The sequence below is a fragment of the Mycolicibacterium hodleri genome, from assembly GCF_025822245.1.
Lineage (GTDB): Bacteria > Actinomycetota > Actinomycetes > Mycobacteriales > Mycobacteriaceae > Mycobacterium > Mycobacterium hodleri.
Window position 1 is genome coordinate 1 of the sequence record NZ_JACKTL010000047.1, and the last position, 2,315, is coordinate 2,315.

The window sequence follows — 2,315 nt, forward strand, 5'->3', positions numbered from 1 at the left end:
CCTTTGGGCAGAACGCCGGGCCGATCTTCCTCTACACCGGACGTGACACCCTCACCGGCAGCTCAAATCCCGAGGACAACTACGGACTGTGGGACATGTTGGGACAACCCAAGGAAGTCATCACCCAGTTCCTCGCCCAGTGGTACAAAGACCACCCGCAAAACACCACGGTGCCAACCACTCCCGGCAACCCGGGAACACCGACGGACCCGGCAGCTGCACTGGCCAAGGCCTTTCAGGCGCTCGCCCAACAAATCGCCCAGGCAATCGCCAACGCCGTCGCGCAGGCGTTCGCCCAGCAGCAGCTGGCCCAGCAGATTGCGACGGCGGTCGTCTCGTCGATCGCGAATGCACTAGCCAGCATCGGCCAACCCCAGCCCGCCGTCGCCACCGCTCCGAAGACGGTGCGCGTCGCTGCCGTCCAGGCAGCCGACACTACCGACGCGTCGACGACCACGTCCGCCACCAAGGCCACCGCCGTCACCAAGGCGACCCCGGCGGTCGACGTCACGTCGACTGTCGCCGATCCCGTCGCGAGCACCTCCAAGGTGACGGAGCCGGCCGCCGTCACCGAGCCCGACACCAGCAAGGTGAACACCCCGAGTCCGGTCGCGACAGTGTCCGAACCCACCACGCCCAAACCCACCACGCCTGAACCCACCACGTCCGCCGCCCCGGAGTCGCCGTCGAGTTCCTCCGCGGGAGCGGGTAACTCCGCCGCCGCAAAGGGTGACGGCGACGGTGGCCAGGCGACGACACCCAAGGCGCCCAAGGCACCCAAGGCACCCAAGAAGACCGACGCGGCGAAGCCGGGGCAGGACAAGACCGAGCCGGAGGTTCGTCATCCCAAGGGCGGGGGTCGCGACGCGGATTCCGCCACCGACCCGAAGCCCAAGACCGAGGCCGCCAGCACATCGGAGGGGCACGCCACGGCGGGCTGACACCGCCACAATTCGACAACCGTTCACCTTCGCGACTCCATTCACAATGGGGTCGCTATGGTGCGTTTGTCATGCGTCCATTTGCCGTCACGAGTGAAGTCATGCATTGGTAGCGCCATTCGCGCAGTCGCCATTCCTCTACACCCAAATTCTTACGAATCCGCCCAAGAAAAAAACCTTTGGTACGAATATCGAAATGGCTCTTGCGATCATCGCTGAGAATGCTTCAGAGGTCGTAAAACCCAGGTCAGAATCGCTTGCTTAGCAGAATCGCTGTTTGCGTTAATTACCCGTCAGCGCACGTTGTGACCAGTGGGTTTGGCGGCACCCTCAACCAGCGGAACCGTGTTGCCGATTCGATGTGCGGTTTGCCGCAAAGCAGGTTAAATTCATCGCGTTGACGGTGGCGATAATTAGAGATCCGAAAGTGAGCAGGGGAATGACGAAGGCAAGCCAGGGGTTTTGGAAGTCCGTAGCGACGCGGGGCGTGATCGCTGCCATCCCCGTCGCCATGGCAAGCGCTTATGCGAGCAACTTGTTCGTGCCGACGCCACCGAGAATGGCCGCCTACGAATACCAAATGGTCGCCGAGATCACCGTCTCGCCGAACACGGTGGGCGTCGCCGCGTCCCCGCTCTACGGGCAGACGAAGGCGCAGATCGACCAACAGCTCGACGAGATGCAGGCGTTGGGCGTGCAGAACATCCGCGTATTCGTTCCGTGGGGGCTTGTCGACTTCTTTGGGCCGTCAGCTCCGGGCAGCTTGTCCTGGGCGACCCTCGACCTGGTCATGCAGTCGGCCAAGGAACACGACATGGGCGTCATGGCCGAGGTCGACAGCACCCCGCCCTACGCCGTGACCAACGGCATCCCGGGCAGCGGCACACCCGATCCCGCGGCCTTTGCCGCCTTCATGACGAAGTTCGCCACCAAGTACGGCTCCACCGTCTCGGCCTACGAGATCTGGAACGAGCCCAACGGCATCATGTCCTCCAACCCCATCGACCCCGCCGCCTACGCGGCACTGGTCAAGGCGGCCTATCAGGCCATCAAACCAATCGACCCGACGGCCACCATCGTCGCGGGCGCCGTCGGCCACGTCGTCACCGTCGGCAACCTGACCATGGACCCCGTCGACTTCGTCAAGGCGATGATCGCCGCCGATCCCACCATCGGGCAGTACTTCGACGCCCTCTCCTACCACCCATACGACCAGACCCTTCCGTTCTCCCAGGGCAACCTGGACCCCAACTCCGCCTGGTACGCCTCCGACACCGCGTACAACCAGCTCAAGGACCTGATCGCACTCTTCCCCACCAAGAAGGTGTGGCTCTCGGAGTTCGGTGTGCCGACCTACTCCTACACCGACGCCAA

General features: G+C 63.7%; 1 protein-coding gene and 1 pseudogene. Both read left to right on the forward strand.

Features of this window, described 5'->3' with window-relative positions; translation table 11 throughout:
* A pseudogene (locus H7J06_RS20860) lies at positions 1-941 on the forward strand (hypothetical protein); the annotation flags it as partial.
* Between the two features lie 511 nt (positions 942-1,452).
* A partial coding sequence (locus tag H7J06_RS20865) for a cellulase family glycosylhydrolase (protein WP_264040993.1) occupies positions 1,453-2,315 on the forward strand: 863 nt, incomplete at its 3' end.